Genomic DNA, 13,955 nt, shown 5'->3' on the forward strand with positions numbered 1-13,955 from the left:
ATGAAAAAACCGCTCCATGGAGCGGGCTGGCGGGTGGATGGTTGAATGAAGCTTTCAACCAAAGGAAAGAACAATGCGTTTTTCGAGATCTTCGCTAATTCGTACTGCTGCTCTAACTGCGGTTACGGCAGGAGTTGCTGCTTTGTACGGCTGCGCCGTGTCGGTGCCTAAAGGCATCAAGCCGGTGCCCGGCTTCGATGCCAAGCGCTACATGGGCACGTGGTACGAGCTGGCCCGCATCGAGCACAATTTTGAAAAGGGTCTCAGCCAGGTCACTGCGCAATACAGCCTCAACGACGACGGCACAGTGACTGTTGTCAACCGTGGTTATGACGCCGCCAAGAGCGAATGGCGTCAGGCCACCGGCAAGGCTCGATTTTTGAGTGATTCCAAGGTGGCAGCCCTGAAGGTATCTTTCTTCGGTCCGTTTTACGGCGGCTACAACGTGGTGAGCCTCGATGACCAGTACCAGACTTCCTTGGTGATCGGTGACAGCCTTGACTATTTCTGGCTGCTTTCCCGCAGCAACAGCATCCCTGAGCAGCAGTTTAGGCAGTTGCTGGAGAAGGCTCAATCATTCGGCGTGGATCTGAGCAAGGTTCAGGTTGTTAGCCAGTAGGGGTACTTGCAGCTCCAGAGGCCGATTTACAGATTATCGGGCTTCTTACAAGCGGGCCCGGCTTGAGCTGAACCGGTTCTGACTTGTTTAGGCGGCAAACACGATACGCGCGCATACCCAGCATAGGCAGCGTCCATGACGAAATAGGGCGGCGTTGCAAACCGTGAGTTTTGCAACACTCCGCAGACAGTTGTGGCGACTTCGCGGCCTTTGCCGCCGCTCCATTAACTTCGCCTATCAATAAGGATGCATGACATTTTTTAACACTTGTGGATGGGAACTATTTCGGATTAAGCTATTCGTTCATCAACTCTTTTCGGAGGAAGTGCGATGGGATACCGGGCAGATTCCCTTTCCGCAGCTGAATGGGAAGGGATAACTGATGAGCAAAAGCGCAAACTCAAGCTCGCATATTTGATGGGCGCAAATGATGCGCTGAAGATCTGCGAAGGGACTATTGGCGCTGATCTCCACGTCGCTGGGCTTGGTGCGGACCTCATTGGTGCGATGGATCAGCGACTTGGATTTCTGCCGGACAAGGCATCCGAAAAGAGTTAGCAACTGTCGCGCCTTTGTCAGTAGCGGCTTGGATGGCAACACGAACTGGCATAGCTGAATGGACAGGTCTTAGGCCACCCTTGCGGTGGCTTCTATTTTTGTAATCAGGATGAAGCCGGCTGCGCTCCAGTGGATGATTTCTATCAAGTAGAGCGAACGCCTGTTTGATTCTCGATGCCGCTTGATGCGGTTTTCTGCGCCAGATCATTCTGTTTGACTCGTCAGTGGGCCGGGTCTGACAGAGGAGTCTTGGTATCTTGCTGTCGTTAGCCTCCCTGCATTTGACGTCCCGCCACGGTTTTTTGGGGAATCCTGCCTCCGGGGCATTACCTGAAGTTCTGCAGAGCAGCCCTGTCCCTACATGCCAAACCCGAGCGCAAGCGGGGCGAGAACATTTGAGTGCTCCATGCGTTTGCCGGCAAGCAAGTGCATGGCTTCAGGCTGAAGATGCGGCTCACACACGATATGGTCAAGGAGCGACGAGATAGCCCTTTAAGGGGGGGCATAGCGCAGGCTCGGCCAGGGGGATGAAGATGTCCGGGGCAATCATGCGGCAGGCGGTTGAGCGAAACCCGCATCCGCGTCCTGGGTGCCTATCCAGGCAAGTCTCCGGGGCCCGTATGCCAATTTTCCGAGCACGATGCCGCGCGACGGCGTCCAGCCTAGCGGGCACAAATCCTACGTGCCTGCGGCATTGCTGAAGCGAACCTCAAGGCTATGCAGGATTTTTCCCCTAATGCCGCAACGGCCTTCTCGCACTTCATGGTTGCCCCGCCTCTATTCGCAAGCGCTCTTGCGGCGCAACTTCTATCGATAGGGTTCGGTCCGATCAAACCGGGATGCTTCAGGTTCGAGGGGCTGGGTCGCACCATTCCTACAGGCTCTTGAGGGCGTTCTTTAGCCCAGGAGTAACGAATTCGATTGCCCCGCAACCATGTCCATTTCTCGACCCATTCCTCCATTGCCCAGCCCCGATGCAGCAGTTTTTCTCGATTTTGACGGGACCTTGGTAGACCTCGCGCGCACCCCTGACAGTGTAGTGCTGCCACCCGAGTTGGTACCGGTGCTTAGGTCGCTCCACATCCTGCTCGATGGTGCGCTAGCCATTGTCACCGGTCGAGAGGTGGCCGTAGTCGACCGGTATATCGAGCCGCTTCGACTGCCGTGTGCCGGCACGCATGGTGCACAGCGCCGCGACGGGAGGGGCGTCTATATCTCCTCGCCCGCGACGGATCCCACAAAATTCGTAGATGCAATAGTGCAGTTGGCACAGGACAACCCAAGCATTTTTATGGAGTCCAAGAAGTGCAGCATCGCGTTGCACTATCGTGCCGACCCGACATTGGAAACCTTGTGCCTGCAGGCGATGCAGGAACTGCTCCTCGATCATCCGGATTGGACGCTTGTGCGCGGGAAGTATGTGGTAGAGGTGCTTCCCAAGGGGGCGAGCAAGGGCGCGGCCATCAAAGCCTTTATGCAGGAGCCGCCATTCAAGGGGCGCAGACCTTTTTTTGCCGGCGACGACCTAAGTGATGAAAGTGGCTTTGGTGTCGTCCGTGAGTTGCAGGGAGTCGGGATCAAAGTGGGGGCGGGCATGAGTATTGCCCGCCACCGTATCGATTCAGTACAAGATTTCCATCGTTGGCTGCATAAGGCTTGCGCCCAACTGCAAGCCATGCGAAAGAAAGAGGTTATGAGATGAGCCGCCTGGTCGTTGTTTCAAACAGAGTTGCAGACCCCCAGGACGCGGCGCCGGGAGGGTTGGCCGTCGCATTGCAAGAAGCGATGCAGCGACGCAGTGGCATGTGGTTTGGTTGGAGCGGGGCCGTGGTCGATAACACCGAGCCTCAAGTGTCCAGCCAGCAATCTCAAGGAGTGACGCTAGTGACCACAGAGCTTGTGAACCGGGATCATGAAAGCTATTACCAAGGCTTTTGCAACAAAATTCTCTGGCCCGTGTTCCATAGCCGCCTCGATCTGGCCGAGTTCAAGGCCGGATTCTGGGAAGGTTACAGACGCGTCAATGAACAGTTTGCGCGACAGTTGCTACCTCTTCTAGAAGAGGATGACCTGATCTGGGTGCACGACTACCATCTGATTGGGCTGGCGGGGCAGCTTCGCGCACTGGGGTGCAAGCAGAAGATTGGATTCTTTCTACATATTCCTTTTCCGCCACCCGTCATCTTCCAAGCGCTGCCGCAGCACAAGACGCTGGTGCGGGATTTGCTTACCTACGACCTGATCGGCTTGCAAAGCAAGCAGGACTTGAGGCATTTCAGAAGTTATGTCGTCGATCAGGCTTGCGGAGACACGAAGCCTGGAAGCCGTTACCAAGCTTATGGCCGACAGGCTCGTTGTGAGGTGTTTCCTATTGGAATTGATGCTCAAGCCTTTGCCGCGCTAACGCAGGAGCCCGAGTCTGTGCAGGTGCATGAGACCATGCGAAGAGAATACAGCCAGCGCCGCCTGGTGCTGGGAATTGACCGGCTCGATTATTCCAAGGGTCTGCCCGAACGCATACACGCATTTCGGGATCTTCTTTCTAGATACTCCCATCATGTGCGCAGTGCGACACTGGTGCAGATCGGCTCGCCCACGCGTGAGAATCTGCAGGTATATGCAGAAATTCGAGCCAGATTCGAATTTCTGTGCGGCTCGATCAACGGCGATTATGGTGAGCTCGACTGGATGCCTGTGCGCTACATCCACCAGGTGCTCACGCGCTCCCATTTGGCAGGACTTTGCCGCTGTGCCGCGGTAGGGCTTATAACGCCTTTGCGCGACGGTATGAACCTAGTGGCAAAGGAGTTCGTAGCGGCACAGGACCCAGGTGATCCAGGTGTACTGGTTCTCTCCCAATTTGCCGGCGCAGCAGAACAGTTGAGCGAGGCGTTACTGGTAAACCCGCACGATATACAAGCGACCGCCGACACCATCGACCGAGCTCTGCAGATGCCTCGGCAGGAGCGAATTGACAGGCATGGACGCTTGCTGGAGCGCATCAAGACACAAGACGTCTATTGGTGGTGCAGGAGCTTTCTTTCGGTACTTGCAGAGTGCCCGACTACAGTAGGACCAGAGTCCGCCTATGGTCCTGCCTTCAGTGGTCCAATTTGCGTCGATGCAGGCGGTGAAGCTGCCGTCCAGTCCTTCTCTGCATCTGCCTACCGCGATCAAACCTCCCGAAAGGGTATGGGATGAAAAGCTATGAGGAGATTCAATGCTTTTTGGAGCGTCTCCAGAGTGAAGATCTGGCCATCCTGTTAGGCGAATTGGTTCGACACGGCTATGACCGACTTCCTCTGCCTGGCCAGGGCCAGACACTTGCACGCTGGCGCGCATTGGCCAGCGTCGCCGCTCATAACCTGAGTCTCGCCAAACTGTTTGAAGGCCACACGGACGCATTGGCCATCCTGGCGGAGATTGGCTCTGCCGAGCAGGCCGCTGAAGGGATCTGGGCTGTGTGGGGCGCAGAGCCGCCGGGTCCAAGGATTCAAGTGAGGCCGATCAGTCACCAGGAGCGTTTTGCCCCGGGCGACACCGTTTTGCTATCGGGTACAAAGTTCTGGTGCTCCGGAGCTCATCTGGTCGATCAGGCGCTGATCACCGCGTGGCTTCCCGATGGCCAACGCTGCCTCGTGGCGGTAGCGATGGGCCAACCGGGCATCGAGGTGACGCAAGATGGCTGGGCGGCCGTGGGCATGGGCGCCAGTGCCAGTGTTGATGTGCGTCTGGACAAGGCTAGCGGGACTCTTGTCGGCTGTCCTGGCGACTACCTTCGTCGCCCAGGGTTTAGCCATGGAGGTGCAGGCGTGGCCGCATGCTGGTATGGCGCGAGTGCCAGTATCTCTAGTCGTCTATTGAATGACTCCCGAGTCGTAGAAGACCCTCATGCCTTGGCCCATTTGGGGGCCGTAGATGTATCGCTCTACAGTGCCGCCACATTATTGCGCAATACGGCTGCCCAGATCGATGCCTACCCGCTCAGGAAATGGAGCATGGAGATCAATCGGGTGCGACTGATGGCCGAAGCGACAGCGCAGCAAGTATTGCAGCGCGTACCCCGCGCCCTCGGTCCTGGCCCCCTGTGCAAGGACAGGGCGCTTGCCTTGTTGCTCGCCGATCTTCCCGTGTTCATCCGTCAGAGTCATGCGGAACGCGATCTTGCCGTACTCGGGCAGCTGAGAGTGCAGCACAAGGACTGTTCGTCATGGAGCCTCTGACGTCCAGAATGATTGTTGGCCGAGGTACGCCCGAGTCGCAATGGCGGCACTGGCTGATCCGCAATCCGCTTGAGGCAGTAGGCGCCCAGGAACTGCTGCAAGGCGTCCAGCGGGTGGTCATTGTCTCCCCGCATCCTGACGACGAAGTGCTGGGTATGGCGGGAGTATTGATGCATTGCGAAGAGAGCGCGCTGCGATGCATGCTCCTCTCCGTCACCTCTGGCGAAGCCAGTCACCCAGATTCCCTACTGTGGCCTCCAGAACTGTTGGCTCGCACGAGAGAGCGCGAGAGTGCCAAAGCCTTGACGCTGCTCTGTCCTGGCTGCACCACGGTCCATTTGAGAATCCCCGATGGTCAGGTACAAGCTCACCAAGTCCTGCTGGAGGCGCAGTTGGAGAACTTGCTGCAGCCAGTGGACGCCGTGTTTTGCCCTTGGCGCTATGACGGTCACCCAGACCATGAAGCGACCGCAGAGGCGTGCGCAAGAGTGACGACCCGGCTCGGTTGCCGCCTTTTCGAAGTTCCGATCTGGGCGTGGCATTGGGCAAGACCCGGCGATGACAGTGTGCCGTGGAGGCAGGCCATATGCATCCCGTTGGGTGCACAGCAGCTGAAGCTGAAACGGCAGGCGCTGGATTGCTTCAACAGCCAGCTTTTGCCCGACCCTTCGACCGGGAGGCAGGCAGTTCTGCCGGATTGGGCGACGGCCCGTTTGCTTCGGCCCTTTGAAGTGGTGTTGAGATGAACCAGCGCAAGCACTTTGAACAGCTCTACAAGTCGAGCTCTGATCCCTGGGGAGCCAGAACCTCCTGGTACGAAAGGCGCAAACGTCAGCTGCTCCTGTCCGCATTGCCGCGGGAGCGCTACAGGCATGGCTTTGAGCCCGGCTGCGGCAATGGTGAGGTGACTGCTGCCTTGCTGGAGCGCTGCGAGCAACTTACTGCTGCGGATTTTTCAGAGTCGGCCATTCGTATATGCAGGGCTGCAGTCAACGGCGAGCACCGAGGGCGTCTTCATCTGCAGCGACTGCAGATTCCCGAAGAGTGGCCCCGGGTTCCTGGCAGCGGTTTCGATTTGATGTTTGTCTCGGAGCTGGCCTATTACCTGAGTGATTCTGGTCTGGAAATTTTCAAGGATCGCTGTATGGAGTCGCTGAGGTCAGGAGGGCACTGGCTGATGTGTCACTGGACGCACCAAGCTCCTGACATCTTGCAGGCTGCCATGTCGGTTCACACACTGATCAGCGCCAACTCAGCGCTCAAAAAACTGGTGGAACACCGCGAGGCTGACTTTATCCTGGATGTCTGGGAAAAATCATGATTGGCGTCTGCATTCCCGCCCACAACGAGGAAGAACTCATCGGGGCTTGCCTGCAAAGTGTCTTTATCGCAGCCAACTTCGCTGGCCTTGCCGGAGAGGGCGTCAGCGTTGTGGTGGTGCTGGACAATTGCAGCGATGGCACAGCTGCCATCGTTTCCCAATGGCCGTGTGTTGCCCTGGTCATCAATGCCAGCAATGTGGGCCAAGCGCGCGATGCGGGTGCCCGGTATCTCTTGCAGTGTCAGGCACGATGGCTTGCTTTTACCGACGCCGACAGTTGCGTAGCTCCAGACTGGCTGGCAGTGCAGCTTGAGCAAGGTGCCGAAGTCGTCTGCGGGACTGTTGAAGTTGACAGCTGGGCTGGACATGGCGCGAATGCCGACATAGCGCGCAGGCGCTTTGAGTCCAGCTATCAAGACCGGGAAGGACACCGTCATGTCCATGGAGCGAATCTGGGGGTATCAGCTCTGGGCTATCAACTGGCTGGAGGATTTGAATCTCTTCGATGTGGTGAAGATCAAGCGCTGGTGGACAGACTGGTCCACCTGGGCTTTCATATCGCTTGGACTGCTTTACCTCGGGTCACGACCAGCGGTCGACCGTTCTCGCGGGTGGAAGATGGGTTTGCTGGAGCCATTCGCCTGATATCCTGAGAGACCCAGAGAGCTTCAAGGCCAATGGCTCTTTCATGGTTTGAAGGCATTCACAGTTTCCCGCGTTGAGTCTCAGGTTTGCGGCCAGGCATTGACGGCAATGACCCGAGCATTTCCACAGGCAGGGCGCTTCCCTAATCACACGATCTTCAACGTCTCTGTGCTTGCACTGTCGCCCCGGCTCAAGCACAGCCGCGAAGTGCTTTGCCAAAACGATTGCGGCCTTTTCTACAAGGCGCGTGCGCGATAGAGCCTACGACACTCAGTATCTTGCTCAATCCGCGCTGGCTTCGGTAGGCAATTTATCGCTGTCAATTGCTCAGTACCCAATTTAATATTTCAGTATTTGTATTTCTTGCTGAATTATTTTCCGAAAGAATGCAAGTTTTTCCATGGAAAATTATTGTTTCTATCTAATTCACCCTGTATCGATTTGTTCTAATTTCTCTTGTAGGAAGATTTCCTTAGACTCAGTAATCAGCAATGACGGCACAAATTAAATATCCAGATGTCCGAAGGTATTTGCTTGGTTTTATCCCGAAAGGCAAGCCTGAAATTATGAATAGGGGGGGTGATGGATCGTGTTTCCTTATGTCACATTTAAGGTTGCATGCACGTGCTTGGCCTACAGTACCGCCGCTTTTTAAAGCTTACGCTGAGTTCTAATCTGATTATTTTCCGAATGAGATATCCAAGAATATTAAGTTTCTGAACATCTAGGAACAGATCCGTATGGATTACGCATTTCCCCGCAACAAGAATTAATCTTGGCATCAATTATTCAATAATTGTCTGGAGGCAATATGGCAGCAACGTACATCAAGCAGGAATTTCCAGTGGAACCTCGTTTCGAAGCGAGTCAGAGTGGCGTTTCCTGGCCAGCCGTTTTTGCGGGTGCTCTAGCCGCTGCAATACTTTCCTTGGTTCTATTTATGCTGGGCACGGGACTCGGACTTTCTTCAATATCTGTCTGGTCGGGTAAAGGAACTGACGGAGAGACGATCGGCTGGAGCACTCTTGCGTGGCTCGTGCTGACGCAGCTGGCCTCGGCAGGAGTGGGGGGCTACATGGCAGGCCGCCTGCGCACCAAATGGCAAGGACTGCATACCGATGAAGTCTACTTCCGCGATACCGCGCATGGCTTTCTTGCCTGGGCTTTGGCCACCATTGGGATGGTGGTTTTGACTGCGGCAATGGTAAGCGGCGCAGTGTCGAGTACAAGCAGAGTTGCAGGTGCGGTTGCAGGCGAAGCCGCACATTTCGCCGGTGGGGCTGCAGGAGGCTTGGCCGGGAGCACGGCAGGCGGCATGAGCGGGGTGTTCAATGATGGACAAAGCGCCAATCCAAATGGCAGAGGCAGCAATGACTTGCATTACTGGATCAATGGCTTGCTGCGTAGAGAAGTTGTCTCTGAGCCATCTCAAGTCAACAGTACGGATACCTCTCAACGGGCCAGGGACACAGCGGACGATGCCAAGGAGGTGGGAGTGATTTTCTCGCAGGCCGTGCAAACTGGAAAACTCCCGGATCAGGACGCAACGTATATCGCCAACATCGTTGCTCAAAGAAGCAATGTCAGTGCCGAGGAAGCCAAGACGAAAGTTCAGCAATCCTTTGAGCAAGTTCAAGCAAAGATAGAAAAAGCCAAGCAGGCAGCAGAGCAGGCTCGTAAGGCAACCGCTTATTCTTTGCTGTGGATATTCGTTGCTTTGCTAATTGGCGCTTTTGTCGCCAGCGTCTGTGCAACCGTGGGTGGCCGCCAGCGCGACAACGTTTAACAACAGCACTATATTAGGAGTTCAAAATGAGATCCATCTTGCTCTGGATGTTGGGTGTTCCTATCCCTATCATTATTCTGATAGCACTATTTCTACATTAATCCTGGACATAAGCAATAGGGCCAGCACCGGGATTATGCAAACCGATCGAATTGAGATGAGGAGATTTTGGGGTTTCCCAAGTCTGTGCCAGCTTCACAGACTGTTCAATCATCGATGAGCCCACGTGCTAGGCATCTGGAATGCAGGAACTGCAATGGGTGACTTTTTCGGGTTCCATAATTGACGCGGTGCAGATAATTGCTTTAGGAAACATTACAGAACATAAGGCCTTCGCTTGATCTACAGGCTGTTCGGGACCGGATGCTCACTCTGAAACCTCGATGATTCAAGGAGAAGCTTGCATGAGAATGCGAAAAGCGAATACGGCAAACCTTTCGGACGATCTAAACCGTCTGCTCAACGATCTCAGAGATGTTCTGGCATCCAAGACAAATGGCGCTGATGCAACTGCATCACAGTTATATAGCAAGGCAGTGGCGACGCTAGAGAAAGCCCGCTCGGCTTCGTCTGCGGCGCTGGATGAGTCCAAGGCTGCGGTTCAGTCCGCAGACACATATGTTCATGACTCGCCATGGCGAGCGGTCGGCGGGGCCTTAGCGGTCGGCCTATTGCTGGGATTTTTCTGGTGTGGACGTAACGCCCGTTGAAAATTCCAGCCTATTTGGTGGGTAAACCCAAGCTCGGCGGCGTTTAGGAGAGCCAGTCCGAGCTGCCGAACACAGCATTCCTTCGCCATGGGCGAGGATGCGCCTTTCAAGGAGCTTGCAATGTCGGATCCCGAACACACAGTCCCAACTGGAGCCACGCCAAGCAAAAACGGCAAGCCGGGCGAGAACCAGGCTTCCGAGCCAACGATCATTGCCGAGCAGCACAGAACTGTTCCCGCCGGAGCAACGCATATCCCTTCGGGATCTGCTGCCACCAGCTCGCCGCCGGCGCCTCCCGAACAGCCTGGCAATCCCGATCCATCGCAGCAGCCACAGTATCCGGCTGACCCGATGGATCCCTCAGATCCCCACAGCCCCAACCCGATCGAGGGCCGGCGTTAGGCATCTGCTCCACTGGAACCACCAGAAGCGTCGAGCCGAGCAACTGGGTTTTGACAGCCCAGCTGCATGGCCGTGGCCAAGCCCACGACCAAGCGAACTTTGAACCACGCGGGACGAGTGGGCACGCCGTTTGCCCCTTCGATACTAATTCTCGAGGCCGCACCGACTTGGTCAACCACGCTGCCCAAGCGTAGGGGGCGGGCATCTGTATTTCAAATTTTCTCTATCCCTGTCAGCAGCGATCGATGCATGTGAAATGAGAAACGTATGAGCGATGTATTGGCAAGCGTCATTCGCTCGGTTCGCGCCGAGTTCTCCGATGTTTCCGACATTGATCAGGCAACTCGAATCATCGTGCGGCTCACTGTGGCTGCATTATTGGGCGGCATTCTTGGCTGGCAGCGTGAAAGTCATGGCAAAGCAGCAGGGCTGCGTACGCATATGCTGGTCTCGATGGGGTCTGCATTATTTGTATTGGTCGCTTTGCAAGCAGGCGTCGATACTGCCAACTCTTCCAGAGTTATACAGGGAGTCATTGCGGGGATAGGCTTTCTTGGTGCCGGCACGATTCTCAAGGCAGAGGGCAAGGATTCAGAACCGCATGTCAAAGGCCTGACCACTGCTGCAGGCATTTGGCTCACTGCTGCGATCGGTGTTTGTGCGGGACTCGGGAAGGAAACTACTGCAGTCGTTAGTACGGCATTGGCAATGGTAGTTCTGAGTGCAGTACCAATGCTCACCAAGAAAAAGGATTGAATATGTTATCAATTCATCTGAAGTGTAATAAATTTACGTTATCCAAGTAATAGAAATGTAGTCGTTGTCCTTCGGGGATCCATTTGTTTCCCTTACGCCAAAGAGAATAATTGAGATTATATTGAAATCAAGGAGACGTTATGTTGCGTTACGCTGTAATATTTTTGATTATTGCCCTTGTGGCAGCGGTATTCGGATTTGGCGGCATAGCAGCTGGAGCGGTAGACATTGCAAAGATATTGTTCTTTGTATTTATCATCATTGCCGTCATCACATTTTTGATAGGGTCAATCAAAAAATGACCATCCATTAATAGTCCATTAAGGAGGTAAGCATGAAGTTCAACAAGATATCTCGAATTGTGTTATCTGCCACTGTACTCAGTCTCAGCGGCTTGGCCTTTACGGGTTGTTCCGTTGCCAGGCACCAGCAATCCGTTGGATCCTACGTCGACGATGCCGGCATAACCACTGCAGTAAAGTCCAAATATGCTGAAGACAAGACGGTCGCTGCAACGTCGATCAGCGTCGAAACTATGAAAGGTGTAGTGCAGCTTTCAGGCTTTGCCAAGAGTCAGGCCGAAAAGGATAGAGCTGAGGCTCTCGCCAGAGATACTAAAGGTGTGACGGGTGTGAAAAACAGCATTGTTGTTCGACCCTAAAAGGGCTGCACACCCGCACGGCATTCAATGAGATCGGAGTGTTAAATCCGATCGTCGTTGTGATACGGAATTGACTTGTTTACTGTGGATTGAACGGAGGCTTTATGAACGAAGACCGCATCAAAGGTAACTGGAAGCAATTCAAGGGTAAGCTTCAGGAGCAATGGGGAAAGCTTACTGATGATGACTTTGACGTCATCGATGGGAAGCGGAAGCAAATGCTTGGAAAGATTCAGGAGCGTCAAGGCGTCGCGCAGGATGAAGCCGAAAAGCAGCTGGATGCATGGCAAAAAAGAAATCCTGATTTTTATTGGGATGAATAACTGAGAATCGCATCCTGAACGCAAACAAAGGCCAGATATGGCCTTTGTTTGCGTTAATTTATGAGAAGATATTCCGATTCTATATTCCAGGTGTCGGTTCTTTGGTAATCCTGCCAGGATACGGAAAGCGTCATTGTCAAGTCGATGATCGCGCTTTCACCCCGTTAAGGCTCGACTGTCTGGAGGCGTCTCGCAACACCGCGGGGCATGAAAAGTAATTCCTGCTTCAGGTCGACCAGGCCTTCACGCTCACATCTGCGCTCAACTGGCTAACCGCGTTTCTGGGTATCGGTACTTATCTCGGCATCGTCAGCTTGAGCCAGACCGGCCCGGGTGCAAAAGGACCGCTTTCGAGCAGCAGCATCAGCCTTCCTGCGAGGGCCATCTCCATGTCTTCGATATAGAGGCTGATTTCGCCAAAATTTCCCCGATCTGTCTGGCTGCGGAGTCACCGATGCAGGTCAATTCAGGTCTTCGATGGCGAAGGAATGATAGGCCTTGGCGAAAGAGCATCGGGTATCAAGGATTGACTCTTTCAAGGCGTCAATATCCCCTTCATTTCCCGTATAGACAAGGATTCCCCAGTGACCTTTTTGAGCGAGGTCGGCAATCGCACGTGCCATCGTTCCGTCGGAGCCCACCGAAGGAAGGGGCAATTGCGAGCTGTCAGCGGTAGATGCAATTTCCTGCAGCGCTAATCGTGGTGGAATCATAAAGATGTCTTCTGCGCGGAACCGCGTTTCCGAGAGCTGCTTAGCTATCGACAACGCTTCTTCTTCAGTGGGAAACATGATCAAGGAAAAATTCTTTGGGTAGAAAGTTCCACCAATGAATGCGCGCATTTCAGGGGTCACGACAAGGGTTTGCATAGGTGTTTCCTTTGTGTGTGCCGTCAATTTGAAAAAGGCTTTTTTCTTGGTTGCAGCTGTCTCATTCGGCGACGCTTCCTGTAATAGGTAGCACGATTCCTGATATGTAGCTGGAGCAGACCTGCGATGCGAGGAACACGTAGGCAGGCGCCAACTCCTCGGGTTGAGCCGGCCTTCCCATCTCGGTGTCTGCGCCAAAGTCACGAATCTCTTGAACGGGGCGATCTGCCGGATTCAAAGGCGTCCAGACCGGGCCCGGAGCCACTGCATTCACCCTGATTCCCTTGTCCATGAGGTTCTGCGCCAGGGATTTGGTGAATGCGTGGATTGCTCCTTTGGTGGCGGAGTAGTCCATGAGGTGTTTGCTGCCGCGCAGGCCTGTGACCGAACCCGTATTAATGATGGCATCGCCTTCGTGAAGATAGGGCAGCGTTGACTTGACCATGTGAAAGTAGCCCAGGACATTGGTCCGGAATGTCTGCTCGATACGTTCGTCGGTGAGGTCTTCAATTGCTGAAGCATGCTCCTGGAATGCCGCGTTGTTGACCAGCAAGTTGATGGAGCCGAATTTTTCAAGAACCTGCTTGATTGCGTTGTCGCAGAATTTCTGGTCCTGTACATCGCCTGAAATCGCCAAACTCCGGCGACCTTCCTTTTCTATGGCATCACATGTTTCTTTTGCGTCATCGTCTTCGTTCAGATAAAGAATAGCCACGTCGGCACCTTCGCGGGCAAACAGTACCGCCACTGCACGTCCAATGCCGGAGTCACCGCCGGTAATGACGGCAATTTTTCCCTCCAGCTTCCCACTGCCTTTGTAATCGGAGGCGAGATACAAGGGTTTTGTGATCATCGCTCCCTCATGTCCCGGTTTTGTCAACGGTTGGGACAGCATTGGGGGAGTGGGAACCTCGTGGCCGGGACCAGGGGCGGAGCTTGGGACATCTGAACCCGCCTGCACATCGGCCTTGTCTCTTTCATCGTTGGCCTGTTGCTGGCTTTGGATCTTGCGCTGGACCTGGGCGGTATCCTTCACCGATCGAGGCTGGGAGAGTTTCTGATTCCTAGGCATGGTGATCTCC

General features: G+C 54.5%; 16 protein-coding genes. 14 read left to right on the top strand and 2 right to left on the bottom strand.

Annotated elements, in window-relative coordinates; translation table 11 throughout:
• Positions 1-73 precede the first annotated feature (73 nt).
• From DJFAAGMI_RS05790 to DJFAAGMI_RS05855, 14 genes are all read left to right on the top strand, one after another.
• Complete coding sequence (locus tag DJFAAGMI_RS05790; RefSeq protein WP_211456287.1) at positions 74-619, top strand: lipocalin family protein; 546 nt, start codon at positions 74-76, stop codon at positions 617-619.
• Between the two features lie 330 nt (positions 620-949).
• Positions 950-1,177, top strand: a complete 228-nt coding sequence (locus tag DJFAAGMI_RS05795; protein WP_211456288.1) for a hypothetical protein — start codon at positions 950-952, stop codon at positions 1,175-1,177.
• Between the two features lie 934 nt (positions 1,178-2,111).
• Positions 2,112-2,879: a trehalose-phosphatase gene (gene otsB / locus DJFAAGMI_RS05800; protein WP_211456289.1), complete on the top strand. Its 768-nt coding sequence runs from the start codon at positions 2,112-2,114 to the stop codon at positions 2,877-2,879.
• On the top strand, positions 2,876-4,378 hold the full coding sequence (locus tag DJFAAGMI_RS05805; protein WP_211456290.1) for an alpha,alpha-trehalose-phosphate synthase (UDP-forming): 1,503 nt from the start codon (positions 2,876-2,878) through the stop codon (positions 4,376-4,378). Before otsB ends, DJFAAGMI_RS05805 begins: the two co-directional genes overlap by 4 nt.
• The gene (locus tag DJFAAGMI_RS05810; protein ID WP_211456291.1) at positions 4,375-5,400 is read left to right on the top strand and encodes an acyl-CoA dehydrogenase family protein; all 1,026 of its coding nucleotides are present in this window, start codon (positions 4,375-4,377) and stop codon (positions 5,398-5,400) included. Before DJFAAGMI_RS05805 ends, DJFAAGMI_RS05810 begins: the two co-directional genes overlap by 4 nt.
• The gene (locus DJFAAGMI_RS05815) at positions 5,388-6,146 is read left to right on the top strand and encodes a PIG-L deacetylase family protein (protein WP_211456292.1); all 759 of its coding nucleotides are present in this window, start codon (positions 5,388-5,390) and stop codon (positions 6,144-6,146) included. The genes DJFAAGMI_RS05810 and DJFAAGMI_RS05815 overlap by 13 nt, the downstream gene beginning before the upstream one ends.
• A complete protein-coding gene (locus tag DJFAAGMI_RS05820; RefSeq protein ID WP_211456293.1) occupies positions 6,143-6,721 on the top strand; it encodes a methyltransferase domain-containing protein in 579 nt (192 codons plus the stop codon). The genes DJFAAGMI_RS05815 and DJFAAGMI_RS05820 overlap by 4 nt, the downstream gene beginning before the upstream one ends.
• The gene (locus tag DJFAAGMI_RS05825; protein WP_211456294.1) at positions 6,718-7,374 is read left to right on the top strand and encodes a glycosyltransferase family 2 protein; all 657 of its coding nucleotides are present in this window, start codon (positions 6,718-6,720) and stop codon (positions 7,372-7,374) included. The genes DJFAAGMI_RS05820 and DJFAAGMI_RS05825 overlap by 4 nt, the downstream gene beginning before the upstream one ends.
• 803 nt (positions 7,375-8,177) lie before the next feature.
• The gene (locus tag DJFAAGMI_RS05830; RefSeq protein ID WP_211456295.1) at positions 8,178-9,152 is read left to right on the top strand and encodes a hypothetical protein; all 975 of its coding nucleotides are present in this window, start codon (positions 8,178-8,180) and stop codon (positions 9,150-9,152) included.
• Positions 9,153-9,562: 410 nt separating this feature from the next.
• Positions 9,563-9,862 (top strand): ElaB/YgaM/YqjD family protein, encoded by a 300-nt coding sequence (locus DJFAAGMI_RS05835; RefSeq protein ID WP_249334037.1) that lies wholly within the window; start codon positions 9,563-9,565, stop codon positions 9,860-9,862.
• Between the two features lie 669 nt (positions 9,863-10,531).
• Positions 10,532-11,020 (top strand): MgtC/SapB family protein, encoded by a 489-nt coding sequence (locus DJFAAGMI_RS05840; protein WP_211456297.1) that lies wholly within the window; start codon positions 10,532-10,534, stop codon positions 11,018-11,020.
• Positions 11,021-11,160: 140 nt separating this feature from the next.
• Positions 11,161-11,322 (top strand): DUF1328 domain-containing protein, encoded by a 162-nt coding sequence (locus DJFAAGMI_RS05845; protein ID WP_211456298.1) that lies wholly within the window; start codon positions 11,161-11,163, stop codon positions 11,320-11,322.
• 32 nt (positions 11,323-11,354) lie between these two features.
• Positions 11,355-11,681 (top strand): BON domain-containing protein, encoded by a 327-nt coding sequence (locus DJFAAGMI_RS05850; RefSeq protein ID WP_211456299.1) that lies wholly within the window; start codon positions 11,355-11,357, stop codon positions 11,679-11,681.
• A gap of 104 nt (positions 11,682-11,785) precedes the next feature.
• Entirely contained in the window at positions 11,786-12,004 is a 219-nt protein-coding gene (locus tag DJFAAGMI_RS05855) for a CsbD family protein (RefSeq protein ID WP_211456300.1), read from the top strand.
• 461 nt (positions 12,005-12,465) lie between these two features.
• Here the strand turns inward: DJFAAGMI_RS05855 and DJFAAGMI_RS05860 are convergent, their stop codons facing one another.
• Entirely contained in the window at positions 12,466-12,873 is a 408-nt protein-coding gene (locus DJFAAGMI_RS05860) for a hypothetical protein (RefSeq protein ID WP_211456301.1), read from the bottom strand.
• 61 nt (positions 12,874-12,934) lie between these two features.
• Complete coding sequence (locus DJFAAGMI_RS05865) at positions 12,935-13,945, bottom strand: SDR family oxidoreductase (RefSeq protein WP_211456302.1); 1,011 nt, start codon at positions 13,943-13,945, stop codon at positions 12,935-12,937.
• Between the last annotated feature and the right edge of the window lie 10 nt (positions 13,946-13,955).

The sequence above is a fragment of the Comamonas brasiliensis genome (assembly GCF_018292285.1).
In the GTDB taxonomy this organism is placed as follows: Bacteria; Pseudomonadota; Gammaproteobacteria; order Burkholderiales; family Burkholderiaceae_C; genus Comamonas; species Comamonas brasiliensis.

What these genes read in the sequence shown, in the direction of transcription:
- DJFAAGMI_RS05840 (WP_211456297.1), top strand. Translation starts at nt 10,532, where the DNA reads ATGAGCGATGTATTGGCAAGCGTCATTCGCTCGGTTCGCGCCGAGTTC.
- DJFAAGMI_RS05795 (WP_211456288.1), top strand. Translation starts at nt 950, where the DNA reads ATGGGATACCGGGCAGATTCCCTTTCCGCAGCTGAATGGGAAGGGATA.
- DJFAAGMI_RS05855 (WP_211456300.1), top strand. Translation starts at nt 11,786, where the DNA reads ATGAACGAAGACCGCATCAAAGGTAACTGGAAGCAATTCAAGGGTAAG.
- DJFAAGMI_RS05815 (WP_211456292.1), top strand. Translation starts at nt 5,388, where the DNA reads ATGGAGCCTCTGACGTCCAGAATGATTGTTGGCCGAGGTACGCCCGAG.
- DJFAAGMI_RS05845 (WP_211456298.1), top strand. Translation starts at nt 11,161, where the DNA reads ATGTTGCGTTACGCTGTAATATTTTTGATTATTGCCCTTGTGGCAGCG.
- DJFAAGMI_RS05850 (WP_211456299.1), top strand. Translation starts at nt 11,355, where the DNA reads ATGAAGTTCAACAAGATATCTCGAATTGTGTTATCTGCCACTGTACTC.
- DJFAAGMI_RS05825 (WP_211456294.1), top strand. Translation starts at nt 6,718, where the DNA reads ATGATTGGCGTCTGCATTCCCGCCCACAACGAGGAAGAACTCATCGGG.
- DJFAAGMI_RS05865 (WP_211456302.1), bottom strand. Translation starts at nt 13,945, where the DNA reads ATGCCTAGGAATCAGAAACTCTCCCAGCCTCGATCGGTGAAGGATACC.
- DJFAAGMI_RS05860 (WP_211456301.1), bottom strand. Translation starts at nt 12,873, where the DNA reads ATGCAAACCCTTGTCGTGACCCCTGAAATGCGCGCATTCATTGGTGGA.
- DJFAAGMI_RS05830 (WP_211456295.1), top strand. Translation starts at nt 8,178, where the DNA reads ATGGCAGCAACGTACATCAAGCAGGAATTTCCAGTGGAACCTCGTTTC.
- DJFAAGMI_RS05835 (WP_249334037.1), top strand. Translation starts at nt 9,563, where the DNA reads ATGCGAAAAGCGAATACGGCAAACCTTTCGGACGATCTAAACCGTCTG.
- DJFAAGMI_RS05810 (WP_211456291.1), top strand. Translation starts at nt 4,375, where the DNA reads ATGAAAAGCTATGAGGAGATTCAATGCTTTTTGGAGCGTCTCCAGAGT.
- DJFAAGMI_RS05790 (WP_211456287.1), top strand. Translation starts at nt 74, where the DNA reads ATGCGTTTTTCGAGATCTTCGCTAATTCGTACTGCTGCTCTAACTGCG.
- DJFAAGMI_RS05805 (WP_211456290.1), top strand. Translation starts at nt 2,876, where the DNA reads ATGAGCCGCCTGGTCGTTGTTTCAAACAGAGTTGCAGACCCCCAGGAC.
- otsB (WP_211456289.1), top strand. Translation starts at nt 2,112, where the DNA reads ATGTCCATTTCTCGACCCATTCCTCCATTGCCCAGCCCCGATGCAGCA.
- DJFAAGMI_RS05820 (WP_211456293.1), top strand. Translation starts at nt 6,143, where the DNA reads ATGAACCAGCGCAAGCACTTTGAACAGCTCTACAAGTCGAGCTCTGAT.